Genomic DNA, 6,233 nt, shown 5'->3' with positions numbered 1-6,233 from the left:
ACCCCCCAGGTCATCCGATCGACAGGGGGCAACAGTCATGCCGGGCCCGGAGGCCAGCGGCCCTCTTGCAGGACCGCGAAGAAGATAACGGGGCTGGTTCGCGGTGCCTAGTTCACGAACGGGGCGAACTCCACCGGCAGCGACGTCAGGCCACGCATCCAGATCGAGGGGCGCCAGGTCAGTTCCCCGGGCTCCACCGCCAGCACGAGGTCAGGGAGGTGTTCGAGCAGGGTCTCCACCGCCGTGCGGGCCATGACGTCCGCCAGGAGCGGCGCCGGGTACGGACAGCGGTGCTCTCCGTTGCTGAAGGAGAGGTGCGCGGAGTTGCCGGAACCGGCGTGTGGCTCGGGCCAGATCTGCGGGTCGGTGTTGGCCGCCGCCAGGCCCAGCACGAGGCAGTCCCCTTCCCGGATGTGACGCCCACCCAGCTGCGTGTCGCGCACGGCCCAGCGGCCGATGAAGTTCTGCGTGGGTGTGTCCAGCCACAGGACCTCGTTCAACGCCTCTCCGACGCTGACCCGCCCGCCGGCGACGTTGACCGCGAAACGCTCGTCGGTCAGCAGCAGACGCAGCGTGTTGCAGATCCAGTTCGCGGTCGGCTGCTGCGCGGCGGCGATGACGGAGATCAGATCCTGCACGATCTCCTCGTCGCTGAGCCCGGCGGGGTGGAGCAGCATGCGCGAGGTGACGTCGGAGCCGGGACGCTCCCGCTTCTCCTTCACCAGCCGCATGATGCGCTCACCGACGCGCGTGTACGCGGCCACCGGGTCGTCGCCCTCGCCGGCGTCCAGGGAGATGCGCAGGTCGTCGACGAGGCGTTCGGTGTCCGTGTCCCCCGCCGGCATCCCGCACATCCACAGCACGCCGCGGGCGGGCAGCGCGTGCGCGTACATGCTCATCAGTTCCGCCTGCCCACTGCCGGAGAAGGAGGAGATCAGCCGCGCCGCGATCAGCTGACACTCGCGGGCCAGCTCGAACTGGTCCACCCCCTCCAGCGCCTGGGTGATCACGCCCGCCCGGCGCTGGTGCTCGGCGCCCTCGGTGAAGAGCACCGACGGCTGGTAGCCGACGTACGGCAGCAACGGCCAGTCGGGCGGGATGTGCTCCCACTGGTTCCAGCGGCGGGAGTCCCGCGCGAACAGCTCGTCATGGGCCGTCACATAGCAGACCTCGGGGTAACCGAGGACCAGCCAGGCCGGGATGCCGCCGTCGAGCAGCACCGGCGCGACCGCTCCGTGCTCCCTGCGCAGGGCGCGGTAGAGCTCCGAAGGCGTCTGCTGGTACTCCAGCCCGGCCAGGTGCACGGCGGAGCCGTGCGCGGGGCAGCCCGGGGGAGGGGCGTCCGTGGACAGGAAGCCGGTGGTGTCGCTCACGGTGTGCTCTCCTTGGCCAGTGCACGTGTGTACAGGTGGTCCACCAGAGCGATGAGGACCTCCTTGCCCGACGCCCTGACGCGGGCGTCGCACTCGATCATGGGCACGTGCTCGCCCAGGGCGAGTGCCTGACGGATCTCGGTGAGGGGGAACCGCTTCTCCTCGCCGTCGAAGCGGTTGACCGCCACCACGAAGGGTGTGCCGTGGTGCTCGAGCCGGTCTATGGCGTACCAGCAGTCCTCCATGCGACGGGTGTCGACCAGGACGACCGCACCGAGGGTGCCGGCGAACAGGCGGTCCCAGAGGAACCAGAAGCGCTCCTGGCCGGGCGCACCGAACAGGTAGAGCACCATGCGGTCGTTGAGGCTGATGCGGCCGAAGTCGAAGGCGACGGTCGTGGTGGTCTTGCGTTCCACCCCGGCCGTCTCGTCGATGCCTTGTCCCGCCTGGGTCATGACCTCTTCGGTGTTCAGGGGCCGGATCTCGCTGACCGAGCGCACGAGGGTGGTCTTGCCGACCCCGAAGCCGCCCACGACGACGATCTTCAGACCGGTCTCTGCCGCGGCGGTCAGCGGTGTGCGCTGGGAGGGCAGCTCAGAGGTTGTGGAGCCCATGGAGCACCTCCTGGAGCAGGGCGGTTTCTGGAAGGCCCGCGACGGACGCGGCCGCGCGGGGGTGGCGGGCGCTGACCTTGCCCAGGGCGCACAGGTCGCCGAGCAGGATGCGCACCACGGTGATGGGGAGTTTCAGCTCGGCCGCGATCTCCACCACCGCGGTGGGATGCCGGCACAGCTCGAGGATGCGGACGTGCTCCGACTGCATGCCGGTGGAGGGCTCGCACTCGCTGACGATCAGTGTTACCAGGTCGAGGGACGCATCGGCTTCGCTCCGGCCACCCGTGACCATGTACAGCCGGTCCGGGTCGCCGAGGTCCACGGGTTTACGCATCACGCCGGGGCGCCCCGGTCAGCGGGCTTGCGGGGCTCGGCCCGCAGATGGTCCCCGATCTGTTCGACCAGTTCGGTCATCTGGTGGCCGACGACACCGGGATCGGCGCTCTCCTGCGCGACGACCGCCAGGTGCGCGCCCTCGCCCGCCTCCACGATGAACAGAAGGCCACCGTGGAACGCGGTCATCGAGTGCCGGACGCCGCCCGATCCGTCGCCGAACTCCACGGAGGCGCCCTGGGACAGCGCCTGCATGCCGGAACAGATGGCCGCCAGCTGGTCGGCCTGGTCGACGGTCATGTGTTCCGTCCAGCACAGTTTCAGACCGTCGCGCGACAGCACGAGAGCGTGGCGCGTGCCGGGCGTGCGCTCCAGCAGGTTCTTCAGGAGCCAGGTGAGGCTGTTGTCGGTGGTCTCCATGATGGGTGGGCTCGGCTGTTGACCGGTGAGGTCACCAGCCGCTCCCGTGCCTCCAATCCAGCGAAGTGCGGCGAATCGGTGTCGGGGTGATGGGCTGCTGCGGCCTGCTGACGAAAGGGGCCCGGCCCTCAGGCGTCGGGGGCGGCGCCGTGCGCGTCCCCCTCGGCCGAGGCGCCGCCGGCGCGCCGCCGACCGCGGTGGAAGGCCCCGAACCGGCTCCCCGCGTCGAGGGCGGGACCGGACTCACGCGGGTCGGTGGGCGTCTGAGTGGCCGGCTTGCGCCGGGTGCGCTCCGCCTCGGCCATGGCGCGGCCCGGGGCCCGGACGGGCAGTCCGTTGGCGGTGGCCCCACCACGCCCGGCGGACACGTTCGTCGGGGACGGGGACGGGGACAGCGACGCGGGCGGTCCGGCCGGTGCCGGGCGTACCGGCCGCGGCTCGTCGGCGGGGTGCGCGGGCGAGTGCGGTGCTGGTACGGCCTGCCTCGGCCGCTCGGTCGGGACTGGCTCGTGCCGCTGGGCGACCAGTTGCGGCGGAATCAGGACGACGACGCCCGTGCCGCCGCGCGAGGAGGGGCGGTAACTGACGCTGATGTCGTACTTGACGGCGAGTCGCCCCACCACGCTCAGACCCAGCCGGGTGCCTTGCAGCGAGGCCAGGTCGGTGACGCGGCCCGACACGGACTCCACCGCCCGCCGCATGGCCGCGTCGGACATCTTCAGGCCGCTGTCCTCGATGGTGACCACGAGGCCCGCGCTGCGTTCCTCCACGTAGACGTGGACCTCGTCGACAGGAGGGGAGAAGTTGGCGGCGTTGTCCAAGAGTTCGGCCAGCAGGTGCATGACGCCCTCTGCCGCGAAGCCGCTGATCGCGGCCCTGCTGGAGGAGTGGAGGCGCACACGCCGATAGGCGGCGATCCTGCCGACGGCACCCCGCAGGATGCTCTCCATGACGATGGGCTTGTTCCACACGCGGCTGGAGCGGCCGCCCATCAACAGGGCGAGCCGGTCGGTCAGCAGTCCCAGCTGCGAGGTGCTGTGGTCCAGACGCAGCAGGTCGCCGAAGACCTCCTCGCCATGCCGTTCCTGCATCTCGCGCAGATCGGCGAGCATGCTGACCGTCTTGGCCTGGACCCGGCTGAGGGCCTTGGCGGACGCGGCCTGCGCGGCGGCGGAACGCCGCTCGCTGTACGCCAGTTCGCGTACGAGGCGTTCGGCCGACGACCGCAGCAGAACGTTCTGCGGCCAGTCGAACCTGGCGAGCACCGTGTCGGCGGAGCTGCCCTCCCGCAGCAGGGCGATGGCGGCGGGGAGCGTTTCCTCGGTCACGCGCCTCAGCTCGGCCGTGTCCCGTTCCAGCCCGGCGCGCACACCTTCGAGTCCGGACTCCGCGTCGAGGGCGCGTCCGATCGATGCGGACAGCTCGGTGGCGTAGACGCGCAGCAACCGTTGCAGGTGCGGGTCGGACGGGAGGGTGATCGTCGACAGCGCCTGTTCGACGCCCATGCCCTTGCGTACCTGCTCGGTGACGTCCGGCAGAATCACGTCGACGAGCCGGGACGTTTCGGCAGCCTGGTGCCGCCACGCGCTTCTGGCCAGTTCCAGTTCGCTGCCCTGCGCGGCGGCGCGGCGGTGAGCCCGGCCTACCAGGACGGAGGCCCGGCCGACCACCACCGCGATGCAGATCCAGGCGACGGCCACCACACTCCACACCCAGCGCCGGCCGTCCTCGGGAGCGAGGACGGCCGCGGTAGCGGCGCCCGCGGCGGTGACGGCCAGGATCGCGGGCGGCGCGAACGGCGAGGCGGGCGCCGCCCCTTCCGCGCTTCGGCGCTGGCGGGAGCGAGCTGACATAGACATTCCGCGGTCCCTCGGTCCGTGCATACGGGGGCTGTGTGGACGATTGAGCATCACCGATGCCACAGAAGGGGGGGCCGACCGAAGGACGGCGACCCTTCCGGCTGTGGATCGCCGTTCATGCTAGTCACCGAGCGGAGCGCGGATGACCGGGCGATGCGTTCGCCCCTCCAAGAATTCGCTTCGTCGGAAAACAATCACAACAACACACTTGTATGGTACCGGGGATCACGCTCGCGAGGCCGTCCTGCATGGGAGGCGAAAGCGGGCATTCACGTACATGTTCTGCGGTTCGTCACGCCGTGCGCCGCGTCGTGAGGATCAGGAGCATACAGATCACGCCAATCACGGGCCGACCGGCGAGTGTTCGGCCAGGAAAGATCACCTCAGTCCCGGCGAAGCGCCCCCTCACCACGGTCCTCGGGCCCGGGTGGCCGGTGGACAGAACCTGCCGCCACGCCGGGCAGCGCTCTCGCAGTCCAGCGGAACGGCCTTCGAGGGACTCACCAAGGCCGCCGGCGCAGCACGCTCCGCCCACCTCGGCGCGGTCCGCGCGCCCCCCGCTCGCTCCCGGGCCCGATCGTCATGGCCCGCTGACACCGGCCAAGGGAGCGCCGGTCCCCGACTGGTCCCCAACTGGTCCCCAGAAACGGTCGAGGGCCGGTGTCGGATTGCTCCGAAACCGGCCCTGACCCGCGACTCTCACGAGTCGGGACGACAGGATTTGAACCTGCGACCCCTTGACCCCCAGTCAAGTGCGCTACCAAGCTGCGCCACGTCCCGATACGCTGTGACCTGGGCTTTCGCCGGTCGAACGCGCAGGGAAAACCATACCGCACCCGGATCGGTGGTCGCGCGCTCGTTTCCGGCGTTTCCGGTGTTGACCTCAAGTTTGGTTGAGGTTGCACGCTGATCGGTATGACGATCGCAACGGAACAGCGCCGAGCGTACGGCTACGACGACCTGCCCCGGCTGATGCAGCTGATGACCGGCGACGAGAAGCACGGCCCGGCCGCCACCTCCACGCTCGACGTGCTGTGGGTGCTCTACGACCGGGTGCTCCGGGTCGCTCCCGAGCGGCGGGACGATCCGGACCGGGACCGGTTCCTGCTCAGCAAGGGACACGGACCCATGGCGTACTACGCCGTGCTCGCCGCGAAGGGCTTCGTGCCCGTGGAGTGGCTGCCGGGATTCGGGACGTACGACTCCCCGCTCGGGCACCACCCCGACCGGGTGCTGGTACCGGGAGCCGAGATCGGCAGCGGATCACTCGGGCACGGCCTGCCGATCGCCGTCGGCACCGCGCTGGGCCTGCGGGCGCAGGGCCGGCCCGGTCCGGCGGTCTGGGTGCTGGTCGGGGACGCCGAACTGGACGAGGGCAGCAACCACGAGGCGATCGCCTACGCCGGGCCCGCCGGCCTGGACCGGCTGCACACCGTCGTGATCGACAACTCCTCCGCCAGCCATGCGCTGCCCGGCGGGATCGCCGCCCGGTTCGAGGCCGCCGGCTGGTCCGCGGTCACCGTGGACGGGCGCGACCACGACGCCCTGTACGCCGCCTTCACCGCGCCGCACCCGGGCCGGCCCCAAGTGGTCGTCGCCCGGGTCGAGCCGAAGAACGCCTGACCTCCCCCGCC

The 6,233-nt window shown here is 70.8% G+C and carries 6 protein-coding genes and 1 tRNA gene; 1 reads left to right on the top strand and 6 read right to left on the bottom strand.

The window, feature by feature from the left end; genetic code table 11:
* Nucleotides 1-107: 107 nt before the first annotated feature.
* The 6 genes from ACH4OA_RS31395 to ACH4OA_RS31370 all read right to left on the bottom strand — a co-directional run bounded on the left by ACH4OA_RS31395 (nucleotide 108) and on the right by ACH4OA_RS31370 (nucleotide 5,379).
* Nucleotides 108-1,373 (bottom strand): cytochrome P450, encoded by a 1,266-nt coding sequence (locus tag ACH4OA_RS31395; protein WP_397972694.1) that lies wholly within the window; start codon nucleotides 1,371-1,373, stop codon nucleotides 108-110.
* Nucleotides 1,370-1,987, bottom strand: coding sequence for a GTP-binding protein (locus tag ACH4OA_RS31390; RefSeq protein WP_397935516.1), 618 nt, complete (start codon nucleotides 1,985-1,987; stop codon nucleotides 1,370-1,372). Before ACH4OA_RS31390 ends, ACH4OA_RS31395 begins: the two co-directional genes overlap by 4 nt.
* Nucleotides 1,968-2,324, bottom strand: a complete 357-nt coding sequence (locus ACH4OA_RS31385) for a DUF742 domain-containing protein (RefSeq protein ID WP_037630467.1) — start codon at nucleotides 2,322-2,324, stop codon at nucleotides 1,968-1,970. The genes ACH4OA_RS31390 and ACH4OA_RS31385 overlap by 20 nt, the downstream gene beginning before the upstream one ends.
* Nucleotides 2,321-2,740, bottom strand: a complete 420-nt coding sequence (locus ACH4OA_RS31380) for a roadblock/LC7 domain-containing protein (protein WP_397935517.1) — start codon at nucleotides 2,738-2,740, stop codon at nucleotides 2,321-2,323. Before ACH4OA_RS31380 ends, ACH4OA_RS31385 begins: the two co-directional genes overlap by 4 nt.
* A 128-nt stretch (nucleotides 2,741-2,868) precedes the next feature.
* Nucleotides 2,869-4,599 carry an ATP-binding protein gene (locus tag ACH4OA_RS31375; protein WP_397935518.1) on the bottom strand — a complete coding sequence of 577 codons (1,731 nt, stop codon included), beginning with the start codon at nucleotides 4,597-4,599 and terminating at the stop codon, nucleotides 2,869-2,871.
* A 706-nt stretch (nucleotides 4,600-5,305) separates the two neighbouring features.
* A tRNA-Pro gene (locus tag ACH4OA_RS31370) sits at nucleotides 5,306-5,379 on the bottom strand.
* A 135-nt stretch (nucleotides 5,380-5,514) separates the two neighbouring features.
* Between ACH4OA_RS31370 and ACH4OA_RS31365 the strand changes: the two genes are divergently transcribed.
* Entirely contained in the window at nucleotides 5,515-6,222 is a 708-nt protein-coding gene (locus ACH4OA_RS31365; RefSeq protein WP_397972692.1) for a transketolase, read from the top strand.
* Nucleotides 6,223-6,233 lie beyond the last annotated feature (11 nt).

The organism is Streptomyces sp. NPDC017095 (genome assembly GCF_044332325.1).
GTDB lineage: Bacteria > Actinomycetota > Actinomycetes > Streptomycetales > Streptomycetaceae > Streptomyces.
Note: the sequence above shows the minus strand (reverse complement) of the source record. Positions and strands in the feature narration are given on the sequence as shown.

Excerpts from the sequence above, each read along its gene's own strand:
- ACH4OA_RS31380 (WP_397935517.1), bottom strand. The coding sequence starts at position 2,740 with ATGGAGACCACCGACAACAGCCTCACCTGGCTCCTGAAGAACCTGCTG.
- ACH4OA_RS31365 (WP_397972692.1), top strand. The coding sequence starts at position 5,515 with ATGACGATCGCAACGGAACAGCGCCGAGCGTACGGCTACGACGACCTG.
- ACH4OA_RS31390 (WP_397935516.1), bottom strand. The coding sequence starts at position 1,987 with ATGGGCTCCACAACCTCTGAGCTGCCCTCCCAGCGCACACCGCTGACC.
- ACH4OA_RS31375 (WP_397935518.1), bottom strand. The coding sequence starts at position 4,599 with ATGTCTATGTCAGCTCGCTCCCGCCAGCGCCGAAGCGCGGAAGGGGCG.